Consider the following 21993-nt stretch of genomic DNA (forward strand, 5'->3'; position numbering starts at 1 on the left):
TCGCCGCCCTCGCCGATGGACCCTTGTTCCGCTTACGCGCGCTAAATACACTCACGGCTAGGGGCCGGTATACGACTCCCACAGCCCGCTTCTGAGGAGGACGCCGTGGCGCCAAAATACGGAGTACTGGCACTGGTCGAGGCAAAACTGGGGAAGGAACAGGAGGTCTGGGACTTCCTGAACGGCGCCCGCGCGGCGGTAGTCAAGGAACCCGGGACACGCACCTGGTACGCCTTCCGGGTCAACGACTACACCTTCGGCATCTTTGACACCTTCGATACCGAGGAAGACCGGCAGGCCCACCTGAAGGGTGCCATCCCCGCCGCGCTTGCCGAGCACGGGCCGACCCTGCTGTCCAAGGACCCGGACATCCAGCTGATCGAGCTCATCGCAGTCAAGTAGGCGGGCGGAGAAGCCGACCCGCCGGGCAAGGTTACCCCCCGTTACCCTGCGTGAACGGGTGTTTCCGGCCCACTGGGCTCCCTCCGGGAGCGGCCCTATCGTCGATGCATGGCGATTCAAGACATCTATCCCACCGCGCTGCGCCTGCTCGGCCGGACCGTGCTGGTGGTCGGCGGCGGACCCGTCGCCGCCCGCCGCGCCAAGGGACTGCTCGACGCCGGCGCCCGGGTCACGGTGGTGGCTCCGCTCGGTTGCCCGGCCCTGGACGAACTCGCCGGCGCCGGGCTGCTGGACTGGCAGCCCCGTCCGTACCGAAGCTCCGACGTCGACGGGACTTGGTTCGTCCAGACCGCCACCGGTGACGCCGCGGTGGACGCCCGGGTCGCCGCCGACGCCGAGGCGCAGCGCGTCTGGTGCGTCAACGCCTCTGACCACGGCGCCTCCGCCGCCTGGACGCCCGCCGTGGCCATCGTCGACGACGTGAAGATCGCCGTCAACGCCGGGGGAGACCCGCGCCGGGCGATGGCCCTGCGCGACGCCGTCGCCACCGCCCTGCACGCCGGTGACCTGCCGCTCCGGCGCCGGCGCCCCTCCGGCGCCGGCAGCGTCGCCCTCGTCGGCGGCGGCCCGGGCGATGCCGGGCTCATCACCGTCCGCGGCCGGCGGCTCCTCGGCCAGGCCGACGTCGTCATTGCGGACCGGCTCGGCCCGCGTGAACTGCTCGGCGAACTCGCCCCGGACGTCCGTGTGATCGAGGTCGGCAAGACCCCCGGCCACCATCCGGTCCCGCAGTCCGGGATCAACCGGATCCTCGTGGACGAGGCCCTGGCCGGGCACCGCGTGGTCCGGCTCAAGGGCGGCGACCCGTACGTTCTGGGACGCGGCGGCGAGGAAGCGGAATTCTGCCGGCAGCACGGTGTCGAGGTGGAGGTCGTTCCCGGCGTCACCTCGGCGGTCTCCGTCCCCGCCGCCGCCGGCATCCCGGTCACGCACCGCGGCCTGGCCAAGGGCTTCAGCGTCGTCACCGGGCATGAGGAACTCTCCGAAGTCCCCGCCCGGCCCGACCACACCGTGATCCTGCTCATGGGCGTCGGCCAGCTCCGCGGTTCCGCGGCGTCGCTGGGCCGTGCCGGTTTGCCAGCCGGGACGCCTGTTGGCATCGTAGAGAATGGATACCTGCCCAACCAGCGGGTGACCATCGGAACGCTCGGGACCATCGCGGATCAAGCCGAGGCCGCCGGCGTCGCGAACCCTGCCGTGATCGTGATCGGTGACGTGGTCCGCGTCAGCCCGTTCGCGCCGCCGCACTTCAAGACCGCGGACTACGGCACCACGTCTCCGAACGCCCCGCGCGTCCCCGCCCGTTAGTTCCAGCCCGCCCCACGACCCCGCAAGCCCGCCGACTGCTCCGTAACCGCCGTTTACAAGCCCCACGAGGGCGATGTTGGAGCAACGGATCCAGAAGAATAAGGAACACAGCCGTGTCAACGAACACCACCGTAGGAACCGCCGCCCGTCCCCTGCGCGTCGCCGTCGTCGGCTCCGGCCCGGCCGGCGTCTACGCCGCGGACATCCTGACCAAGAGCGAGGCCGTCAAAAGCGGCGAACTCACCGTCAGCATCGACCTCTTCGACCGCTACCCGGCACCCTACGGCCTGATCCGCTACGGCGTCGCCCCGGACCACCCGCGCATCAAGGGCATCGTCAACGCCCTGCACAAGGTGCTGGACCGCGGCGACATCCGCTTCTTCGGTAACGTCGACTACGGCACGGACCTCACCCTCGAAGACCTCCGGACCCACTACGACGCCGTCATCTTCGCCACCGGCGCCATCAAGGACGCGGACCTGAACATCCCCGGCATCGAACTCGAGGGCTCCTACGGCGGCGCCGACTTCGTCTCCTGGTACGACGGGCACCCGGACGTGCCCCGTGACTGGCCGCTGGAGGCCAAGGAAATCGCCGTGATCGGCAACGGCAACGTGGCCCTGGACGTGGCCCGGATGCTCTCCAAGCACGCCGACGACCTGCTGGTCTCCGAAATCCCGGACAACGTCTACCGGGCCCTGAAGGACTCCCCGGTCACCGATGTGCACGTCTTCGGCCGCCGTGGCCCGGCGCAGGTGAAGTTCACCCCGCTGGAGCTGCGCGAACTGTCCCACTCCAAGGACGTCGACATCATCCTCTACCCGGAAGACTTTGAGTTCGACGCCGAATCCGACCGCCAGATCCAGAGCAACAACCAGACCAAGACCATGGTGGGCACCCTCACCAACTGGATCGCCGAACAGCCCGAGGACCTTTCCGAACTCACGGCCTCCCGCCGGCTGCACCTGCACTTCCTGCACAGCCCGGTCGAGGTGTACGACGACGCGGCGAACCCGGGCAGGGTGGCCGGGATCAAGTTCGAGCGCACCGAACTCGACGGCACGGGCAATGCCCGCGGCACGGGCGAGTTCATCGACTACCCGGTCCAGGCCGTCTACCGCGCCATCGGCTACTTCGGTTCGGCGCTGCCCGAGGTCGAGTTCGACCACAGCCGGGGCGTCGTCCCGAACGACGGCGGCCGCGTCCTGGACGCGTCCGGCGCCCACGTGCCCGGCATCTATGCCACGGGATGGATCAAGCGCGGCCCGGTCGGGCTGATTGGCCACACGAAGGGCGATGCCCTGGAAACCGTGACCTACCTGCTGGAGGACCGCGGGAACCTGCCGCAGGCTGCGGCACCCGCGCCGGAGGCGGTCATCGGGCTGCTGGAGGACCGCGGGGTGCAGTACACCTCCTGGGAAGGCTGGCTGGCCCTGGACGCGCATGAACGCTCCCTGGGGGAGAAGGCGTCCGCGGGTCCGGACAGCGTCCAGCGCGAGCGCATCAAAGTGGTCCCGCGCGAGGACATGGTGGAGATCTCCCGCGGCGGGGTCGCGGCGGAGGTCTAACCCGGGATTACTGACAAGGCGCGGGGTCACCTCAAGCCCGTCCCGAAGGGGGCGGGGGAAGGTGGCCCCGCGTTGGTCGGTCATGGGGACATTTCCCCCGGGTAGTCAGTAGGCTTACCGTCATGGACACGCACCGAGGACCCCGCCGATGAGGCTCCGCCGCAGCAATGCCTCGGGCCGGGGCTACCGCCGGGTACCCGCCGGCACCGGATTCAGCTACCGGGACCTGGACGGGTCGACCCTCCCGGCCGGCCCGGTCCGGGACCGGCTGGAAAGCATCGGGATCCCGCCGGCCTGGACCGACGTCTGGATCGCGCCCTACGAGAACGGCCATATCCAGGCGACCGGGCTCGACGCCGTCGGGCGGCGCCAGTACATCTACCACCCCAGCTGGCGGGAACGGAAAGACCGGCTCAAGTTCGACCGCTCACTGCAGCTCGGCGAGACCCTGCCCGCCGCCCGCCGCCTGGTCACCCGCGACCTGCGCTCCGAGGGGCTCACGCGTGAGCGCGTGCTCGCGGCCGCGTTCCGGATGCTCGACAGCGGATCGCTGCGCGTCGGCTCCGAGCGCTACACCAACGAAAACGGCAGCCACGGCCTGGCCACCCTGCTCTGCGCGCACGTGAAGGTGCGCAAGGACGAGCTCCGGCTCAGCTTCCCGGCCAAGAGCGGCAAAAACTGGGAGTCGCGGATCGACGACGCCGACCTCGCCGACGTCGTCCGCTCGCTCAAGCGGCGCGGCGCCAACGCCCGCCTGCTCGCCTACAAGAACGGCCGGCGCTGGCACCCCGTCACCAGTGCCGAGATCAACGAGTACGTCAAGGAGCGCACCGGCGGCGACTTCACCGCCAAGGACTTCCGAACCTTGCGGGGCACCGTCGCGGCCGCCGTCAGCCTGGCCAAAACCGGGCCGCAAGCCAAGGTCAGCGCCCGCAAGCGTGCCGTCAGCCGGGCCATGGTGGACGCCGCCGCGGTGCTCGGCAACACGCCGTCGATTGCCCGGAAGAGCTACGTTGATCCCCGCCTGCTGGACCACTACGAGGCCGGGGAAACCATCGACCCGAAGCGGCTGGACTCGGCCGAATCGGAGATCCGGGCGCTGCTCTACCAGGAAGGCGCCGTCGTCCCGCTGCGCTGACAGCCCGCACCGGCCGGCACGGCAGCACCCCGCAGCAGGCCGCTCAAAACTCCGCGTTGATGAAGCCGATGACGATCGCCGTCCACCAGCAGGCCTGCGAAACGGCAAGGCACACGAGCAGGTGCACCCGCTGCCCGACGGTCAGCCCTCCGAACGGAGTGTCCGGCGGCAGGTGCGCCAGCCGGCGCATCAGCGGGATCAGCATGATGCCGTTCAGGCTCAGCACCAGCACCGCGGCAAGCTTGAGGTCGGTCATCGGATTGTCCAGGTGCGGGTTGAGGAACACACCGGTGGCCAGCATGCCGGCCAGCCCGCCCCAGATCAGCGGCGTCGCGGCGCCGTCCAGCCGGATGATGTCGGCCAGGGTGCGCCGGCCGAGCAGCCACAGCAGGCCGTGCCAGTCGACCAGCAGGATGGCGCCGAAAGCCACCACCAGGGACAGGATATGCAGCACATCGGCTAAATTGTGCTCGTAGCCACCGACCCGGACCGCCGTGGACAGGGCGACCGACAGCAGCCACGCCAGGGCGGCCGCCCCGGACAGGGCGATGACGAGCCGGCGGGTGGCCCGCTCGGACTCGCGGTGGCGCCGGATCGTGCGCCTGCTCACTGGAACGTAGCTCATGGCCTTACACTGCAGGGCCGGCCCGCCGGGGGCGTGGTCGGAGACGCCCGGAAAGCCTGGCTGCAAGGCTTCCGGATAGCTAAAACTTTAAACCCGGGCAGGCCCGGCAACAAGGACGGAACCCCTACATCCGCCCGAACCGGGCGCGGATCAGGGCAAAGACACCGTAGGCGATGAAGCCGGCGCCGATGGCCAGGAGCAGGTGCGGGCCGAACGGGTGGTGCTGCAACGCCTTAAGGCTGCCGTCCAGCCCGGTGGAGGAGCCGGGATCGTTGGTGGCCGCGGCCATCACAAACAGCAGCCCGGTCAGCACCAGGGCCAGTCCCTTGGCGACGTGCCCGGCCACGCCCAGGCCGCTGACCAGGTGGCCGCGGTGGGTCCCCTCGAAGCGGCGCAGCTCCTCCTTGAACTTCTTGCCCAGGCCCTTCACCACGAAGTACACCCCGATCCCGCTGACCGTCAGGCCAATCCCGATCAGCAGCGGGGCCCCCAGCGGGCGGTTCAGCAGGGCCTCGCTGAACGCGGCGGTGGACTCGCCCGAGTCGCTGCGGACGCCGACGGCGAAGCTGGCGAACGTGAACCCGATGCTGCCGTAGGCGATGGCCAGGAAGCCGGAGGAGACCAGCTTGCCCAGCCGCTCGCCGCGCGGCAGGTGGCGGGCCCGCAGCGTCGCCTCGCTGAGCTGCCACAGCGCCAGCCCGGCGCAGCCGACGAAGCACGTCCACATCACCGCGGGCCCCCACGGGTTCGCGGCCAGCTGCTCGATCGCCCCCGTGGGTTCCGCCTGGCCGGGGGCGCCCAGGACCAGGGCGACGGCGATCGCCCCGATGACGATGTGCAGCAAGGCCATCACCGCAAAACCCCAGCGCGCGACGACGTCCAAGACCTTGCTGTTGGACGCGGCCTCGGCGGCATCCGCGGCCTCCCCGAGGGCGGCGTCGAGTGTCGCTTCGTCCCGCCGGTCCCGCGGTTCCGTGCTTGCGTCTTCCATTGCTACGAGCTTACGCGCGGTGCGGCGTGCCGCCGGGCCCTCACGGCCGGACTACCAACTCTTTGGTAAGTGTGCTTACTATGTGGGGAGTGCGGTCCCGACGTTGGGGCCGGGCCAGTTCCGGATTCGATTCACACGATAGGAAGCTCACCATGGCAGGTAATCTTGTTGCCCGATCCATCCACGACCTGACCGCCGGCGCGTGGTTCGGCGGCTCGCTGATGGGCGCCATCGGGCTGAACGGCGCGACGGCGGAGGCCAAGGATCCCGCCGAGCGGACCCGGCTGTCCAGCCTGGGCTGGAAGAAGTGGGCGCCGTACCAGACGGCCGCCTTCGGCGCGCATTTCCTCTCCGGCCTCGCCATCATGTGGGAGAACAAGGGCCGGATGGCCAAGCAGGACGGCGTCACCCGGCTGAGCATCTACAAGTCCATCGTCACCGCGGCCGGCGCCGGCGTGAGCCTCTACGCCGGACTCCAGGGTGCGAAGGTGGACAAGCTCGCGGCCGAGGGTGCCGAGGGCGCCACCGAGCCCAAGCCGGGCGCCTCCGAGGAGCTCCGCTCCGCCCAGCAGCAGCTGAAAATCCTGCAGTGGGCCATCCCCGTCTTCGCCGGCTGGGTGATCGTCCTGGGCGCCAAGCACGGCGAAATGCAGCGGCCGAAAAACGTCTTCAAGGGCCTGTCCCGCTAGACGAAGTCAGCGGCAGCGACCGCCCGGGCCCGTCCGGCCGCCCCTCCAGGGGTCGCCGGGCGGGCCCGCGGTCTGTCCGGGGCCGGGCAGCCCGGGGGTGGCTTCCGAGAGTGTTGGTTCCGGCGGTGCCGGGTCGGTTCCCGCTCAGGCTCAGCGCGGGTGCCGGGCGCTGAGCCGCTGCACCGCCAGGGCCAGCCAGAGCTGGACCCGGTCCGCGGTCTGGGCCGGGTCGTACCCGGTGAGTTCGGTGATCTGCGCCAGCCGGTAGCGGACGGTGTTGCGGTGCAGGGTGAGTTCCTCGGCGACCGCGGCCACGGAGCCGTTGTTGGACAGGTAGCTCTCCAGCGTCGTCATCAGCTCGGCGCCGTGCGCGGCGTCGAAGTCCCGCAGCGGGTTCAGCGACTCGTTCGCCATGTCCGCGAGCGGCACGTCCTCGCTGGCCAGCAGCAGCGAGGTCAGGCTCAGCCGCTCCGGCTCGTTGACCGGCAGGCCGTGGCTGGCCGCGTCGCGGGCCTCGAAGTAGCTCCAGCGCAGGCCGTTCGGTTTCGTGTAGGCCCCGCCGATGCCGATCGTGGCGTGGATCCCCGCTTCGGCCAGGTGGTCGCTGAGGCTGCGTGCCAGCGCGCCCGCGCCGCTGCCGTCGTCGTGCACCAGCACCACCAGGTCCTTGCCGACGACGGCGGTCACCGCCGCCGCCAGCGGCTGCGGCAGTGAGGAGCTTCCCAGCTGTTTGGTGTGGGCCGCCGATTCCGCCAGCAGGACCACGTTCTTGCGCGTGCTGTTGACGCCGATGCCGGCGAGCCGCCGGGCGGCCTCGGTGGGCTCGAGGGTTCCGTGGATGACGTCCTCCAGGACCTGTCCGGCGAGGGCCCGCTGCGACTGGCGCTGTTTGACCATGTTGTTGAGCTCGACGCTGATCAGGTTCTGCGCGTAGCCGACAATCCCGGAGTCCTCGAACGGATGCCGCACCCACAGTGTGCAGGCGTCACGGCGGCCGGTCGGGATGGGAAAGGAGCTCCAGCCGTCCGGGGTGGGGGAGGGGTTCCCGGCTGCGCTGTTGTACAGCTGCGCGGTGAACTGCGTCAGCACGATGTCGGTGCGCAGCATCGAGCCCAGGTGCTTGAGCAGTTCGGCCAGGCCGCCGCCGGTCAGCAGGGCGCGGGCCAGGATCTGGTGCCCCGCGATCAGCCGTTCCAGCTTGGCGTAGTGGTCCGCGGACTGGGCATCCGCCACGAGCTTGCCGATCGCGATAAACGGCGTCTCGTACGGCACTTCGACCACCGGCAGGCCCCAGCGGTTTGCCTCGGCGACCAGGGCCGGCGGGACCGCCTCATGCGTGAGCCCGACGCCGAACCCGATTCCCACCGCGCCGGCGCGCTGGACCTGGCGGACGAAGCGGCGCTGCTCCGGAGCGCTCCTGAGCCGCATGCCGGTGGTCAGGACCAGCTCCCCGCCGTTGAGGAAGCGCTGCGGGTCCTCCTGCTCGGTTACCGCCACCCAGTGGATGTCCTGGTGCCAGGTGGTTTCGGCGAGGCCCGCCTTGGAGAGCTTGAGGGACGGAACCCCCAGCAGGGCCGCGAGGGAAATTGCCATGGACTCAGGATAACCGCGGGCTGGTCAAGCGCACTAAAGCCCTGCGCCGAGGGTGTGCAGCTGCCTATTCCCTGCCTTGGTCCCCTGGCATAGGCTCGGAGCAGTCGCAGGTCCCGTCCTGCCTGCCCTTCCCCGCCAGCACGAAAGAGGTTGTACACCGTGGTTCAAACCTTGCAGAACTTCATCAACGGGGAGTTCGTCACCCCCGCCGGCACCGACCTGCTGGACATCGTGAACCCCACCAACGGCGACGTGGTGGCCAAGGCCCCGGTCTCGGTGCAGGCCGACGTCGACGCCGCGATGACCGCCGCGAAGAACGCCTTCGCCAGCTGGAAGCACGTCACCCCCGGCCAGCGGCAGCTGCTGCTGCTCAAGCTCGCCGACGCCGTGGAGGCCAACAGCGACGAACTCGTCGAGGCCCAGCACCGCAACACCGGCCAGGTCCGCTCCCTGATCGCCGCGGAGGAAGTTGCCGCCGGCGCGGACCAGCTGCGCTTCTTCGCCGGTGCCGCCCGCCTGCTGGAGGGCAAGTCGGCCGGTGAATACCTGGAGGGCCACACCTCCTTCGTGCGCCGCGAACCGATCGGCGTCGTCGCCCAGGTCGCACCGTGGAACTACCCGTTCCTGATGGCCATCTGGAAGATCGGCCCCGCCCTGGCCGCCGGCAACACCGTGGTGCTCAAGCCCTCCGACACCACCCCCGAATCCACCCTGGTGCTGGCCCGCCTCGCCGGGGAGATCCTCCCGGCCGGTGTGCTCAACGTGGTCCTGGGCACCGGCGAAACCGGCGCCATGATGGTCGAGCACAAGGTCCCGGGCCTGGTCTCCATCACCGGCTCCGTCCGGGCCGGCATCGCCGTCGCCTCCGGCGCCGCCAAGGGCCTGAAGCGTGCCCACCTGGAGCTCGGCGGCAAGGCCCCCGCGATCGTGTTCAAGGACGCGGACATCAAGAAGAGCGCCGCCGCCATCGCGGAGTTCGCGTTCTTCAACGCCGGCCAGGACTGCACGGCCATCACCCGTGTCCTGGTCGAGGATTCGGTGCACGATGACGTCGTTGCCGCCATGGTGGAGCACACCAAGACCCTGCGCACCGGTTCGCAGAACGACGAAGACAACTACTTCGGCCCGCTGAACAACGTCAACCACTTCAACGCGGTCACCTCCGTCGTCGAGCACCTGCCGGCGAACTGCAAGATCGAAACCGGCGGCCACCGGGCCGGGGACAAGGGCTTCTTCTTCGAACCCACGATCGTCACCGGCGCCAAGCAGACCGATGACATCGTGCAGAAGGAAACGTTCGGCCCGGTCATCACGGTGCAGAAGTTCAGCAGCGAGGCCGAGGCGATCGAGCTGGCCAACGACGTCGACTACGCCCTGGCCTCCAGCGTCTGGACCACGGACCACGGCACCGCCATGCGGGTCAGCCGCGACCTGGACTTCGGCGCTGTCTGGATCAACACCCACATCCTGCTCACCGCCGAGATGCCGCACGGCGGCTTCAAGCAGTCCGGCTACGGCAAGGACCTCTCGATGTACGGCGTCGAGGACTACACCCGCATCAAGCACGTCATGAGCGCCCTCGACGCCTAAGGCCCCACCCGGCGCCGCCGCGCCCAGCCCCCCCCGGCCGGCCCGCGCCGCCCCCTCTCCACCTAGAAAGGCTTTCCCGTGACCACCACCGCAAACGACATCTCCTACCGTCTGGAGCAGAAGCGCCGCGTCCAGGCCGACTTCCCCGGCCCCAAGTCCGTCGCCCTGACCGAGCGCCGCAAGGCCGTCGTCGCGTCGGGCGTTGCCTCCAGCGTCCCGGTCTACGTCGCCGACGCCGACGGCGGCATCGTCCAGGACGTTGACGGCAACTCCTTCATCGACCTCGGTTCCGGCATCGCCGTGACGAGCGTCGGCGCCTCGGACCCCGCCGTCGTCGGCGCCGTGAAGGAGGCCGTGGAGCACTTCACCCACACCTGCTTCATGGTTACCCCGTACGAGGGCTACGTCGCCGTCGCCGAGCAGCTGAACCGGCTCACCCCCGGCGACCACGAGAAGCGCACGGTGCTGTTCAACTCCGGCGCCGAAGCCGTGGAGAACGCCGTCAAGGTGGCCCGCCTCGCCACCGGCCGGGACGCCGTCGTCGCCTTCGACCACGCCTACCACGGCCGGACCAACCTGACCATGGCGCTGACCGCCAAGGCCATGCCGTACAAGACCAACTTCGGCCCCTTCGCGCCCGAGGTCTACCGGATGCCGATGAGCTACCCGTACCGGGAAGAGAACCCGGAGATCACCGGTGCCGAGGCCGCCAAGCGCGCCATCACCATGATCGAGAAGCAGATCGGCGGCGAGTCCGTGGCCGCGATCATCATCGAACCCATTCAGGGCGAGGGCGGCTTCATTGTCCCCGCCGAGGGCTTCCTGCCTGCCCTGGCCGCCTGGGCCAAGGAGAAGGGCATCGTCTTCATCGCCGACGAGGTCCAGTCCGGCTTCTGCCGCACCGGTGAATGGTTCGCCGTGAACCACGAGGGCGTCGTCCCGGACATCGTCACCATGGCCAAGGGCATCGCCGGCGGCATGCCGCTGTCCGCCATCACCGGCCGCGCCGACCTGCTCGACGCCGTCCACCCGGGCGGCCTCGGTGGCACCTACGGCGGCAACCCGGTAGCCTGTGCCGCGGCGCTGGCCTCCATCGGTTCCATGGAGCAGTACGACCTCAACGCCCGGGCCCGCCACATCGAGGAACTCGCCCTGGGCAGGCTGCGCGAACTCGCCGCCGAGCTGGGCGAGGGTTCCGTCGTCGGCGACATCCGCGGCCGCGGCGCCATGCTCGCAGTCGAACTGGTCCAGCAGGGTTCGAAGGAGCCGAACCCGGAACTGACCAAGGCCGTCGCCGCCGCCTGCCTCAAGGAGGGCGTCATCATCCTCACTTGCGGCACCTACGGCAACGTCATCCGGCTGCTGCCGCCGCTGGTCATCAGCGACGAGCTGCTGCTGGACGGCCTTGAGGTCCTGGCCGCCGCCATCCGCGCCAACGCCTAGCACCCCCGCCGGCCCGGAGCCGGTGAGCCACCCCAACGCGCACGGGCCGCGGACCAACCGGTCCGCGGCCCGTGCGCGTTGCTGCCTCCGGACTGCTGCTTCCGGAGGGCCGGAGCGGCTACTTCCAGGAACTGGCGTCGAGCTGGATGGCGACAACGTACAGGTGCCGGCCCTGTTCAATCTTCTCGACTTCGTAGACCCGCACCTTCGTCTGCGGGGCCGCCGTGCCCGGCCGGCCGACGCCGAGCCCGTAGCTGAGCACCCCCTCGAAGTCGCCCGCCGGTGCATAGCGGGTCAGCGCCCGGTAGCCGATCGCCTGCGGCGGGCTGGTCTTGATGGTGCTGGCTTTACCGTCCGAGGTGTGCGCCTGGGCGCCGTGGAACGCAACCTTCAAAATCGCGCCCGTGCCGGGCATCGGGATGGGCAGGCCGCTGCCGTCGGCGAGGAGTTCAGGGACGTACGAGATGTCGTAGCTGGGGAAGGCCCCGTTGAACCGGAAACTCAGCTGGTCGTACGGCGGCGTGTCCGTCGGGTGCTGGCCGGCGCCGATGGAGTAGAGCGTCGGCAACGGTTCAGCCGGCGGTGGGGCCAGCGGCACCGGGTTTTGGTGCTTGGTCGTCAACGGCGCGGAGGACGGGACGGTCCAGTCGTGGGTGATCTTGGAAGAAATCACCCGGTCGCCGTCCTGCGGGGCAGCCGTCTCATCCGAGTCCGGAGGCAGCGTGCCCGTACCGGTGGGGGACGCCGTCGTCGTGCCGGGCGAGGCGGAAGCCGACGCCGTGGCTGAACCCGTCGCCGTCGCGCTGCCGGATTCGGTGGGCGCCGTGGTGGCGCTGCCCGTGGCCGTGGCGGTGGCGGACGGAGGGGGCGGCGAAGGGGTACAGCCGGCCGCTGCGAGCAGCAGCACCGCCATTCCCAGCCCTGCAGTGCCTGCCGTGAACCTGCGGTTCCTGATCACAGCCATCGTGAGCTCCCCTCCACCCCATCAGCGTAGGCCGCGCGCGGTGACGCGCCGCAGGGCCAAAAGTCACCGACAATTCGGCGCGGCGCTGGGTTAGAGTCGTTCCTACCACTGCAGGAAAGCAGACCGGCCGCCGTCGCCCGGGACCCCGGAGCCACGCTGGATTCTGCCCCAGACCCATAAGGGGTTCTTACATGCGATACGTAGTTGGCTACACACCCAACGACCGCGGAGCCGACGCCGTCGCCCTCGCGTCCGCCATGGCACGCGCCCAGGGCGCCCACCTGGACCTGGTCCATGTCGTGGACCGCAATACCCCCTATGTCGCGCTGAACCCGCAGGGCAACCGGATCAGCGTGGCCGAGCAGTCCGTGCTGACGGCGGAACGGAAAGGCCTGGCGCTGGTGCCGGAGGGCCTGGAAGCCCGCTTCCATGTCCGCCAGGCGGATTCCTTTGCCGCCGGGCTGATCGACGCCGCCAAGGAATACCGCGCCGGCCTGATCGTGGTGGGCGCGGCCCGCACCGGGCTGTTCAAGCGGTACACCGTGGGCAGCGTGGCCAACGCCCTGCTGCACGCGTCACCGGTGCCGGTGGCGCTGGCGCCGCGCGGCTACCGCAACACCGAAGCCGTCACCCGCCTGACCCTCGCCGTCGGCCAGCGCACCGGCGCGGACGCCGCGATCGACGTCGCCATCGAGTCCGCCGAACGCCGCGGGGTGCCGCTGCGCCTGGTTTCGCTGGTGGAGCTCGACGCCGAGGGCGACGGCGGCGAGAACGTCAACGCCGCGCACGTCCACGCCAATACCGTGCTCAAGGCGGCGGCCGGTCGGCTGCCGGCCGGGCATCACGTCAGTGTCGAAGTGGCCCACGGCCGCAGCATCGAAGAAGCGATCGATGACCTGGAGTGGGACGACCGGGAGATCCTGATCGTCGGGTCATCCCGCCTGGCGGAGAAGAACAAGCTTTTCCTGGGCAGCACCGCGAACAAGGTGCTCCGCGCCCTGCCGGTGCCGATGGTCGTGGTGCCCCGCGATTACGTCCGGGTCGACAGCAGCCCGGAGGACTAACCCGCCCCGCCGGAGGCGCGAACGTACACTTGAGGCCCTGTTTCGAGGTGGAAACGGGGCCTCAAGTGTACGTTCGCGCGTTGGTCAGGCGGCGGCGCGGGCCAGCCGCCGGGTGACGGCGTTCCGGCGCGCGGTCCGCAGCATGTCCGCCGTCAGCAGCAGCAGCGCCAGCCAGACGACGCCGAAGCCGATCCAGCGCTCCGGGGTCATGGCCTCCTTGAACACCACGAGGGCCACGATGAACTGCAGCACCGGGGCGAAGTACTGCAGCAGCCCGATCGTCGTCATGGGCAGCCGCCGCGCGGACGCGCCGAAGAACAGCAGCGGCACGGCCGTGATCACGCCGGAGGCGGCCAGCAGCCAGAAGTGCCCCGCGCCGTTGGTGGTGAGCGTGGCGGCACCGGTCACGGCGAGCACCACCATCGCGACGCCGGCAATCGGGGCCAGCACGATGGTCTCCACGGAGAGGCTCGTGATCGCGTCCACCCGGGGCCCGACGCGCTTCTTGACGAAGCCGTAAAGGCCGAAGCTGAACGCCAGGGTCAGCGCGATCCACGGCAGTTTCCCGTAGGAGTAAGTCAGCACGCCGACGGCGATGAAGCCGACACCGACGGCGGCCCACTGCAGCGGCCGGAGTTTCTCCTTCAGTACGAACACGCCCAGCAGCACGGACACCAACGGGTTGATGAAGTAGCCCAGTGACGTCTCAACCGCCTGGCCGGTGGTCACCCCGTAGGTGTAGGTCAGCCAGTTCACCGCGATGAGGCCGGCGGCCAGGGCCAGCGGCCCCATGACCGTGCGGTTCCGGAACGCGGCGCCGATCACCCGCCACGTCCGGGTGACCGTGATCAGCAGGGCGCAGAAGACCAGGGACCACACCACCCGGTTGGCCACGATCTCGACGGCGGTGGCCGGGTGCAGCACGAAGAAGTACAGGGGGAGCAGCCCCCACAGGCCGTAGGCACCGATGCCGAAGAGGATCCCCGTCGTCGTGTCCTTGTCCACCGCGGCGGGTGCGGCGGTGCGCGGGGGAGCCTCCGGGGAGGTCAGGGCAGCGGGGGCGGTGGGTCCGTCGGAGATAGGCACAGGATCAATAACACCGTCCCCTGTTCCGCTATTCCTACCGCCGGAGCCGGCCGGGACATTTAGAATGGGGGCCTGTGCGCTGATTCGCCCGCGCACGCGACCTGCTTCAGAAGGGCTCCCGGTGTCCAACTCGGCCGAAACCTCGCCTCAAAGAACGTCCAAGCGTCCCCTCCGCGTTGCGATTGTCGGCGCCGGACCGGCCGGCGTCTACGCCGCGGACATCCTGACCAAGTCCAACGAGGTCAAGGGCGGCGACTTCGAAGTCAGCATCGACCTGTTCGAGGCATACCCGGCGCCCTACGGGCTGATCCGCTACGGCGTCGCCCCGGACCACCCGCGCATCAAGGGCATCGTCAACGCCCTGCACAAGGTCCTGGACCGCGGCGACATCCGCTTCCTGGGCAACGTCACCTACGGCCGGGACCTGACCCTGCACGATTTCCGTGCCTTCTACGACGCCGTCATCTTCTCCACCGGCGCCATCAAGGACGCGGACCTGGACATCCCCGGCATCGACCTGGAGGGCTCCTTCGGCGGCGCCGACTTCGTCTCCTGGTACGACGGCCACCCGGACGTGCCCCGTGACTGGCCGCTGGAGGCCAAGGAAATCGCCGTGATCGGCAACGGCAACGTGGCCCTGGACGTGGCCCGGATGCTGGTCAAGCACGCCGACGACCTGCTGGTCACGGAAATCCCGGACAACGTGTACCGGGCCCTGAAGGCCTCGCCGGTCACGGACGTGCACGTCTTCGGCCGCCGCGGCCCGGCGCAGGTGAAATTCACCCCGCTGGAACTCCGGGAGCTCAGCCACGCCCGGGACGTCGACATCGTCCTCTACCCGGAAGACTTCGAGTTCGACGAGGCCTCCGACGAAGCGATCCGGACGAACAACCAGATCAAGACTATGGTCAACACCCTCGGCAACTGGCTGGTCGAGGAGCACGCGGAGGCCGAGGAGCCGTCCTCCCGCCGCCTGCACCTGCACTTCCTGCACAACCCCGTCGAGATCTACGACGACGCCGCGCACCCCGGCAAGGTGGCCGGAATCAAGTTCGAACGGATGCAGCTGGACGGCACGGGCAACGCCAAGGGTACCGGCGAATTCGTGGACTACCCGGTCCAGGCCGTCTACCGGGCCATCGGGTACCACGGGTCGCCGCTGGCGGAGCTGGAGTACGACGCGCGGCGTGGCGTCATCCCCAACGAGGGCGGCCGCGTGCTCGACGCCGGCGGCAAGCCCGTGCCCGGCATCTACGCCACCGGCTGGATCAAGCGCGGCCCGGTCGGCCTGATCGGCCACACCAAGGGCGACGCCCTCGAAACCATCGGCTTCCTGCTCGAGGACCGCCTGACCCTGCCGCCGGCCCAGAACCCCGATCCGCAGGCCATCATCGACCTGCTGGAGGAGCGCGGCATCGAATACACGACCTGGGAGGGCTGGAACAGGCTGGACGCGCACGAGCTGGAACTCGGCGCGGGGTGGTCCGCGGCGAACGGACCCGACGGCGTCGTCCGCGAACGGATCAAGGTCGTGCCACGGGACGAAATGATCCGGATCTCCCGCGGCTGACCGCGGCTGACCCCTCCTCTGGCGGGGGTCGGGAACGCCCCGTACACTCGATGAAAACGTCGGCGCCGTTGTCGCGCGCCGCGAGGTGCCCGTCAATGGGAGTTCAATGAGGAATTCGGTCGAGCCGGCATTGCTGCGCGCTTCCGGCGCCGGGCTGAGCCCGGAGGCCCGCCAGCCCTACGCCCACGCCGGGCACGAGCAGCTGGGTTCCCTGGGCACCGGCCTGGAGCACGTGCCCGGACTGCGGAGCTTGATCCGTGAATCCTGGCAACGGTCCGCGCAGCTGCACGCCAACCCGGATAACCCGGAAGCGCCCCTGGCCATGGACCGGGAGGAACTTGAGGAATACCGGCAGCAGCATCCGCTGGCTGCGATCATGCCGGTGATCCATAAGCTGCTGGTCCTCCCCAGCCACGACAGCGGCATGCTGGTGGCCGTCGGGGACGAAGTGGGCCGTTTGCTGTGGGTCGAGGGCGACCCGGCCATGCAGCGCCGCGCCGAAGGGATGATGTTCGTCCCCGGCGCCGACTGGTCCGAGGCCACCGTGGGCACGAGCGCCCCGGGTACCGCCCTGGCCCTGGGCCGCGGCATCCAGATCGCCGGCGCCGAGCACTATAAACGTTCCGTGCATCCGTGGAGCTGCACCGCCGTCCCGTTCCACGACCCTGACTCGGGCGCGCTGCTGGGCGTCGTGGACATCACCGGCACCGAATCCGCGGTCGCGCCGCATACCCTGTCCCTGGTCGAAGCGACCGTCGCCGCAGCCCAGGCGCACCTGCGGGTCGAACGCCTGCAGCTGGCGGCTGCCCGCCACGCCGCCCCGGCACGTCGCCGGCCGGCGGCGACCGTCGCCGGCAGCGGGTCCATGACGACGGCGGCAAAGGCGGCGGCCCCGGGCCGGCCCGGCAGCCTGTACCGCAACAGCCTGCAACTGCTCGGCCGCGACCAGGCCGTGCTCAGCCTCGACGGCCGCACCGTCACCCTGTCGGCCCGGCACAGCGAAATCCTCGCCCTCCTGAGCGCCCATCCGAACGGCCTGTCCGCCGAGGAACTCAGCGCGTTGCTCTACCCCGGGGACGGATCCACCATGACGCTGCGCGCCGAAATGGTGCGCCTGCGCAAGGTGCTGCTGCAGCTCAACCCCGCCGCTGTCCCGGAGTCCCGGCCCTACCGGCTCCCGGTGGACCTCTCCCCGGACTCCGGCCAGGTGCTCAGCTGCCTGCAGCGCGGGGCCCACCGGATCGCGCTGGAAATCTACCGCGGGGCAGTCCTGCCCCGGTCTGAAGCCCCCGGCGTCGCCGAACTCCGCTCCCGGGTCTCGCGCCTGCTGCGGGAAGCTGTCCTGACGGACGGCAGCGCCGAATCGCTTTTGAAATACGCGCAACTGCCCGAGGCGCAGGACGACGTCGAGGTCCGCACCACGGCACTGAAGCTGCTGCCGCCGCGCTCGCCGAAGCGGGCCGCCGTCGTCGCGGACCTGGAGCGGCTCGAGAGCGAACTCAGCGCCTGAACCGCGCTGCGCCGGAGGCGGAGCGCCGCCCCGGCCGGACGCCGCCCCGGCCGGAACAGGTGCACACGCAGAAGTCCCCGCCGGCGTTGTCCGCGCCGGCGGGGACTTCTGTTGCCGATGAGTGCTAGTTGATGCGCCCGGCCCAGAGGTCGTCGAAGCTGACGGTCAGGGGGTTGGGTTTGCCGGTGGTGCTGAGGTAGCTGTAGATGCCGATTCCTCCGGCGGTCTGCAGCGCGGCGGTGCTGTCGGTTGTGCTCAGCTGCCAGTTGGCCGGTTCGGTGGTGCCGGTCTTCCAGACCTTGGCCTGGATGGTGGTGGGTGAGGTTCCGGTGACCTGCAGCCGGAACTGCAGCCGGTCTCCGGTGTTGAACGTGAGTCCGGGGATTGTCGCGGCCTTCATGTTGGTGTTCGTGCTGCGGGTCAGGTGCAGGCTTACGGCGCCGGCGGAATTCACCACCACCCGTGCGCCGTAGGTCTCCGCGCCCACCCGGCGCCCGAGCAGGCCGGTGTAGATGCTGCTGGCGGTCGGCCGGTTGAAGCCGATCGTTGCCCGCACTTCGGTGTCGGTGGAGGAAACACCGTCAAGGTAGGCGTAGCGGTTGGACGCAGCGGGGCTGGATATTGTGGCGGCGCTGCCGTTGACGGCGAAGTTCGATGCCGTCCCGGACAGGGTCCAGGGGCCGCCGGTTTCCGCTGTGCCCAGGCCGCCGTTGATCGTGCGGGTGAAGGTGTCCCGGGCCAGGACCTCGCCCGCCGGCGGCGCGGCGACCGTCACCGGATGGCTGACCGTGTCCTTCGCTCCGCCGTTATCTGTCACGGTCAGGGTGACCGTGTAGGTTCCGGCGGCAGCGTAGGTGTGGTTTGCGTTCACCCCGGTCCCGGTACTGCCGTCGCCGAAGTCCCAGGCGTACGAGGAGATCGTTCCGTCCGAGTCCGTCGATCCGGCCCCGTTCACGGTGGCCGTCAGCCCGCTCACCCCGCTCGTGAACGCCGCAACCGGCGCCACATTCGCCGGCGGCGGCGTGGACGCGGTGCGCCCGGCCCAGAGGTCGTCGAAGCTGACGGTCAGGGGGGTGGGTGTTCCGGTGGTGCTGAGGTAGCTGTAGATGCCGATTCCTCCGGCGGTCTGCAGCGCGGCGGTGCTGTCGGTTGTGCTCAGCTGCCAGTTGGCCGGTTCGGTGGTGCCGGTCTTCCAGACCTTGGCCTGGATGGTGGTGGGTGAGGTTCCGGTGACCTGCAGCCGGAACTGCAGCCGGTCTCCGGTGTTGAAGGTCAGCCCGGGGATTGTCGCGGCCTTCATGTTGGTGTTCGTGCTGCGGGTCAGGTGCAGGCTTACGGCCCCGGCGGAATTCACCACCACCCGTGCGCCGTAGGTCTCCGCGCCGACCCGGCGGCCGAGCAGGCCGGTGTAGATGCTGCTGGCGGTCGGCCGGTTGAAGCCGATCGTTGCCCGCACTTCGGTGTCGGTGGAGGAAACACCGTCAAGGTAGGCGTAGCGGTTGGACGCAGCGGGGCTGGATATTGTGGCGGCGCTGCCGTTGACGGCGAAGTTCGATGCCGTCCCGGACAGGGTCCAGGGGCCTCCGGTTTCCGCTGTGCCCAGGCCGCCGTTGATCGTGCGGGTGAAGGTGTCCCGGGCCAGGACCTCGCCCGCCGGCGGCGCGGCGACCGTCACCGGATGGCTGACCGTGTCCTTCGCCCCGCCGTTATCTGTCACGGTCAGGGTGACCGTGTAGGTTCCGGCGGCAGCGTAGGTGTGGTTTGCGTTCACCCCGGTCCCGGTACTGCCGTCGCCGAAGTCCCAGGCGTACGAGGAGATCGTTCCGTCCGAGTCCGTCGATCCGGCCCCGTTCACGGTGGCCGTCAGCCCGCTCACCCCGCTCGTGAACGCCGCAACCGGCGCCACATTCGCCGGCGGCGTCCCCTTCGTGTTGACCAGGCCCGGCGTGCCGCCCGTGGTGGACACCGCCGTCCAGTTCGAGGCGACCGAGTTGTCCGCCGTCGGCGAGGTCAGCTCCAGGGAGGGGCCTGTGCCGTCCGCGGCCGTCGGCCAGGGCGCCTGGTTCGAATACGTCACCGAATCGACCACCCGGCTGCCGGCGCGCAGCACGACGGCCTCCCCGCCGTCGTCGAGGGTGCCCGCAAAGGTGCCGCCTACGAAGCGGTTAGCCCCGGTGTAGGCCGCACGGAACGCCTTGTCATTGGCGACGAACACCACGCGCCCGCCGGCAGGGACCACCGTGCCGGGCTGGATCTTCAGACCGACAGCGTCGATCGTCCAGCCCGAAATGTCCACGGCCGTGGTGCCGGGGTTCGCCAGCTCGATAAATTCTCCGCCGCTTCCCGCCGGGTGGTACTGGATCTCGTTGACCACCACGGTTGCGTCGGCCGCCTGGGTGGTGGGCACCGGCAGGCCGGGACCTGTGTTGCCGTTGATCGTGTTGCGGCGGTCGGCCAGGCCCGTCAGGAAAGCGCTCCGCGCCGAGGCCGGCGTGTACCCGCCCCACTTGGCCCGGTCCAGGTTCCAATCCGGTGTGGTCTGCGCCGAGATCGCATCCCACTGGGCCTCATACTGCCCGGCCGGAAGGAACTGATCGGCCAGGGTGCGCAGCCGCCGGAAGAACATCTCCCTGATCTCCGGGTAGGCCAGCATGGCCTGCGTGAAGTTGTTGGAGGTGTCCGGTGTCAGGAAGAGGCCCTTGCCGTCCGAGGCGGGCGTGGTGAAGATCCAGTTCAGATCCCACTGCCACATCTCCCAGCGGCCGGTTCCGTCGGTGTCGCGCGCCAGCCACCAGTTGTACCAGCCGCTGTCCTGGTGCCGGATGATCGAGTTGATCGCCATATAGTTGACCAGCTCCGGGACGTTTACGTTCTGGTAAATCCACGCCTGCTGCGCCGCGGAGGGCGAGGCGTCTACCGCGTTGGACAGGGCCCATGCGTCCGAGAAGTCCTCATCCTTGCGGGTTTTCTTGTCCAGCCAGCCCGAAGCCTCGAGCGCGGCCGGGGATGACGTTGCGCTCACGCTGCCGCCGTCGCCCTTGTAGATCGACCAGTTGGACACCCCCTGGTCGTCCCGCCAGCGGCCGTCCTCGGTCTCCATGATCCGGCCCAGGCTCCAGAAGGTTCCGTTGCGCTGCGTGCGCACGGGGAGGATGTTCAGGGACCGGTTGCCGGCCGCCTTCACGGTCGCCCACCCGACGTCGGCGAAGTTGTCCGAGTAGTTCTGGAGCGCAAACTCATCGAGCGGATAAGGCAGCTTGCCGCCAAGGTCGAAGACATACCCCTTGGGCAGTTCGACCTTCCAGCTCACCTTGGCATTGCTGCGGGAGGTGTTGCCGCGCACGCTCATGAGGGCCCCGTCGACGACCTGGCCGTTGTAGGACCAGACGGCTGCCCCCTGGAATTTGTCGTACCGGTGGTTGGCCAGGATGTCGTTGTACACGGCGTCCTCCATGAACCACTCGATCACCGGCAGCGAGCTGCTGACTGCGGAGTTCAGGACCACCACGCCGCGGTAGCGCACCGAGTCACCGGCTGCCGGTTCCGAGTAGCCGGTGCCGCCGGCGGAGGCATCGATCCGGTAGCGGATCAGGCTGCCTGCGCCCTGTCCGGGGATGGTCCCGGAGTACACGCCGTCCCCGGCCCCGCCGGGGCTGGCCGCGTCGTCGAGGAATGGCACGACAACGTCCGCCCCGAACATCACCTTGTAGGTGAGCTGGGCCGTGGAACCGGTCCGCAGCCGGGCCGAGACGGCCACCGGCTGGCCGGCGGCCGGGCGCGCCGGGTCCGCCTTGAGTTCAGTGACCACGGGCGCCGGCCCGGTCCCGTCGATCGAGTTCCTGGCCCCCGGAGTCCCCTTCGCAGCGAGGCTTGCGCCCCAGCTGTCGGGCAGGGAGTTGTCGAGGGCCAGGTCACGCAGTTCGAGGGTGGGTCCGGTCCCGTCCGGCGTGGACGGCCAGGGTGCGGTGTCCGCGTAGGTGACCGTGTCCACGACGTTCAGCGCCCCGTCGACCAGCGTGACCGCTTCGCCGCCGTTGCTGAGGTTGCCGCCGTAGACGGCGTTCGGGGCGAACCCGTACGTCGCCTGGAACTGCGCGGCGTCCTTCGCCACCACGAAGTAGCCGTTGGCGGGCACCACGGTGCCCGCCGCGAAGACCCCGGTGACACCGGCGGTGAAGGACCACCCCGAGATGTCCAGCGGAGCGCCGGAGGTGTTGGCCAGTTCCAGGAAGTCGTCGGTGTCGAGGTCCGACCCGGAATGATAGTTCAGCTCGGAGATCACCATCCCGCCCGTCGTCGCCGCAGCCGCCGGGACGGCCTGCGAGACGACGAAGGTGCTGGCCATCGCCGACGCCAGCGCAATGGCTGACACTGTGCGGACGCATTTTCCTA

16 protein-coding genes are annotated in these 21993 nt (G+C 69.7%); 10 read left to right on the forward strand and 6 right to left on the reverse strand.

Annotated features, from left to right (window positions below; all coding sequences use genetic code 11):
- Positions 1-105 precede the first annotated feature (105 nt).
- The 4 genes from ACTWLI_RS09080 (at position 106) to ACTWLI_RS09095 (ending at position 4476) form a co-directional block, all read left to right on the forward strand.
- A complete protein-coding gene (locus tag ACTWLI_RS09080) occupies positions 106-402 on the forward strand; it encodes a putative quinol monooxygenase (protein ID WP_445153590.1) in 297 nt (98 codons plus the stop codon).
- A gap of 108 nt (positions 403-510) precedes the next feature.
- Entirely contained in the window at positions 511-1770 is a 1260-nt protein-coding gene (cobA, locus tag ACTWLI_RS09085) for a uroporphyrinogen-III C-methyltransferase (RefSeq protein ID WP_445153591.1), read from the forward strand.
- Positions 1771-1883: 113 nt separating this feature from the next.
- Positions 1884-3338, forward strand: coding sequence for an FAD-dependent oxidoreductase (locus ACTWLI_RS09090; protein WP_445153592.1), 1455 nt, complete (start codon positions 1884-1886; stop codon positions 3336-3338).
- Positions 3339-3486: 148 nt separating this feature from the next.
- Positions 3487-4476, forward strand: coding sequence for a DNA topoisomerase IB (locus tag ACTWLI_RS09095; RefSeq protein WP_445153593.1), 990 nt, complete (start codon positions 3487-3489; stop codon positions 4474-4476).
- A 43-nt stretch (positions 4477-4519) separates the two neighbouring features.
- Here the strand turns inward: ACTWLI_RS09095 and ACTWLI_RS09100 are convergent, their stop codons facing one another.
- Together ACTWLI_RS09100 and ACTWLI_RS09105 are read right to left on the reverse strand one after the other, a co-directional pair.
- The gene (locus ACTWLI_RS09100) at positions 4520-5101 is read right to left on the reverse strand and encodes a hypothetical protein (protein WP_445153594.1); all 582 of its coding nucleotides are present in this window, start codon (positions 5099-5101) and stop codon (positions 4520-4522) included.
- A 124-nt stretch (positions 5102-5225) separates the two neighbouring features.
- The gene (locus tag ACTWLI_RS09105; RefSeq protein ID WP_445153595.1) at positions 5226-6092 is read right to left on the reverse strand and encodes a DUF1206 domain-containing protein; all 867 of its coding nucleotides are present in this window, start codon (positions 6090-6092) and stop codon (positions 5226-5228) included.
- A gap of 152 nt (positions 6093-6244) precedes the next feature.
- Between ACTWLI_RS09105 and ACTWLI_RS09110 the strand changes: the two genes are divergently transcribed.
- Positions 6245-6781 (forward strand): hypothetical protein, encoded by a 537-nt coding sequence (locus ACTWLI_RS09110; protein WP_445153596.1) that lies wholly within the window; start codon positions 6245-6247, stop codon positions 6779-6781.
- Between the two features lie 150 nt (positions 6782-6931).
- Here the strand turns inward: ACTWLI_RS09110 and ACTWLI_RS09115 are convergent, their stop codons facing one another.
- Positions 6932-8374, reverse strand: a complete 1443-nt coding sequence (locus ACTWLI_RS09115) for a PucR family transcriptional regulator (protein ID WP_445153597.1) — start codon at positions 8372-8374, stop codon at positions 6932-6934.
- 159 nt (positions 8375-8533) lie between these two features.
- Here ACTWLI_RS09115 and ACTWLI_RS09120 point away from each other — a divergent pair, with 159 nt between their 5' ends.
- Together ACTWLI_RS09120 and gabT are read left to right on the forward strand one after the other, a co-directional pair.
- Entirely contained in the window at positions 8534-9964 is a 1431-nt protein-coding gene (locus ACTWLI_RS09120) for a gamma-aminobutyraldehyde dehydrogenase (RefSeq protein ID WP_445153598.1), read from the forward strand.
- Between the two features lie 78 nt (positions 9965-10042).
- Positions 10043-11407 carry a 4-aminobutyrate--2-oxoglutarate transaminase gene (gabT, locus tag ACTWLI_RS09125; RefSeq protein ID WP_445153599.1) on the forward strand — a complete coding sequence of 455 codons (1365 nt, stop codon included), beginning with the start codon at positions 10043-10045 and terminating at the stop codon, positions 11405-11407.
- Positions 11408-11525: 118 nt separating this feature from the next.
- Here gabT and ACTWLI_RS09130 read toward each other — a convergent pair whose 3' ends face one another.
- Positions 11526-12371, reverse strand: coding sequence for an AMIN-like domain-containing (lipo)protein (locus tag ACTWLI_RS09130; RefSeq protein ID WP_445153600.1), 846 nt, complete (start codon positions 12369-12371; stop codon positions 11526-11528).
- Between the two features lie 191 nt (positions 12372-12562).
- Here ACTWLI_RS09130 and ACTWLI_RS09135 point away from each other — a divergent pair, with 191 nt between their 5' ends.
- Positions 12563-13435 (forward strand): universal stress protein, encoded by an 873-nt coding sequence (locus ACTWLI_RS09135; RefSeq protein ID WP_445153601.1) that lies wholly within the window; start codon positions 12563-12565, stop codon positions 13433-13435.
- An 84-nt stretch (positions 13436-13519) separates the two neighbouring features.
- On the opposite strand, the gene rarD is transcribed toward ACTWLI_RS09135, so the two are convergent.
- Positions 13520-14587, reverse strand: a complete 1068-nt coding sequence (rarD, locus tag ACTWLI_RS09140) for an EamA family transporter RarD (RefSeq protein WP_445156153.1) — start codon at positions 14585-14587, stop codon at positions 13520-13522.
- 55 nt (positions 14588-14642) lie between these two features.
- On the opposite strand from rarD, the gene ACTWLI_RS09145 reads away from it, so the two are divergent.
- Both ACTWLI_RS09145 and ACTWLI_RS09150 read left to right on the forward strand, forming a co-directional pair.
- Positions 14643-16091, forward strand: coding sequence for an FAD-dependent oxidoreductase (locus ACTWLI_RS09145; protein WP_445153602.1), 1449 nt, complete (start codon positions 14643-14645; stop codon positions 16089-16091).
- 106 nt (positions 16092-16197) lie between these two features.
- Positions 16198-17601: a GAF domain-containing protein gene (locus ACTWLI_RS09150; protein ID WP_445153603.1), complete on the forward strand. Its 1404-nt coding sequence runs from the start codon at positions 16198-16200 to the stop codon at positions 17599-17601.
- A 124-nt stretch (positions 17602-17725) separates the two neighbouring features.
- Here ACTWLI_RS09150 and ACTWLI_RS09155 read toward each other — a convergent pair whose 3' ends face one another.
- Positions 17726-21973, reverse strand: coding sequence for a PKD domain-containing protein (locus ACTWLI_RS09155; RefSeq protein WP_445153604.1), 4248 nt, complete (start codon positions 21971-21973; stop codon positions 17726-17728).
- Positions 21974-21993: the final 20 nt, after the last annotated feature.

The sequence above is a fragment of the Arthrobacter sp. Hor0625 genome (assembly GCF_052567525.1).

Bases quoted from the DNA above. Each gene is read 5' to 3' on its own strand.
- cobA (WP_445153591.1), top strand. From the start codon at position 511: ATGGCGATTCAAGACATCTATCCCACCGCGCTGCGCCTGCTCGGCCGG.
- ACTWLI_RS09095 (WP_445153593.1), top strand. From the start codon at position 3,487: ATGAGGCTCCGCCGCAGCAATGCCTCGGGCCGGGGCTACCGCCGGGTA.
- ACTWLI_RS09100 (WP_445153594.1), bottom strand. From the start codon at position 5,101: ATGAGCTACGTTCCAGTGAGCAGGCGCACGATCCGGCGCCACCGCGAG.
- ACTWLI_RS09105 (WP_445153595.1), bottom strand. From the start codon at position 6,092: ATGGAAGACGCAAGCACGGAACCGCGGGACCGGCGGGACGAAGCGACA.
- ACTWLI_RS09110 (WP_445153596.1), top strand. From the start codon at position 6,245: ATGGCAGGTAATCTTGTTGCCCGATCCATCCACGACCTGACCGCCGGC.
- ACTWLI_RS09115 (WP_445153597.1), bottom strand. From the start codon at position 8,374: ATGGCAATTTCCCTCGCGGCCCTGCTGGGGGTTCCGTCCCTCAAGCTC.
- ACTWLI_RS09130 (WP_445153600.1), bottom strand. From the start codon at position 12,371: ATGGCTGTGATCAGGAACCGCAGGTTCACGGCAGGCACTGCAGGGCTG.
- ACTWLI_RS09135 (WP_445153601.1), top strand. From the start codon at position 12,563: ATGCGATACGTAGTTGGCTACACACCCAACGACCGCGGAGCCGACGCC.
- ACTWLI_RS09150 (WP_445153603.1), top strand. From the start codon at position 16,198: ATGAGGAATTCGGTCGAGCCGGCATTGCTGCGCGCTTCCGGCGCCGGG.